Origin of the sequence: Brevundimonas sp. (assembly GCF_036963785.1) — a bacterium.
Lineage (GTDB): Bacteria > Pseudomonadota > Alphaproteobacteria > Caulobacterales > Caulobacteraceae > Brevundimonas.
In genome coordinates this window covers 1-552 of the sequence record NZ_JBALUS010000014.1, presented here as the reverse complement: position 1 = coordinate 552, position 552 = coordinate 1, and the positions used below count along the sequence as shown (strand labels likewise).

Genomic DNA, 552 nt, shown 5'->3' with positions numbered 1-552 from the left:
GATCAGCAACACTGGGACTGAGACACGGCCCAGACTCCTACGGGAGGCAGCAGTGGGGAATCTTAGACAATGGGCGCAAGCCTGATCTAGCCATGCCGCGTGTGTGATGAAGGTCTTAGGATCGTAAAGCACTTTCGCCAGGGATGATAATGACAGTACCTGGTAAAGAAACCCCGGCTAACTCCGTGCCAGCAGCCGCGGTAATACGGAGGGGGTTAGCGTTGTTCGGAATTACTGGGCGTAAAGCGTACGTAGGCGGATCAGAAAGTTAGGGGTGAAATCCCGAGGCTCAACCTCGGAACTGCCTCTAAAACTCCTGGTCTTGAGTTCGAGAGAGGTGAGTGGAATTCCAAGTGTAGAGGTGAAATTCGTAGATATTTGGAGGAACACCAGTGGCGAAGGCGGCTCACTGGCTCGATACTGACGCTGAGGTACGAAAGTGTGGGGAGCAAACAGGATTAGATACCCTGGTAGTCCACACCGTAAACGATGAATGCCAGTCGTCGGGCAGTATACTGTTCGGTGACACACCTAACGGATTAAGCATTCCGC

1 rRNA gene (only partly in view) is annotated in these 552 nt (G+C 52.9%); it reads left to right on the top strand.

Features of this window, described 5'->3' with window-relative positions:
• A 16S ribosomal RNA gene (locus V7672_RS15220) occupies positions 1-552 on the top strand (its annotated part extends 244 nt beyond the left edge of the window); the annotation flags it as partial.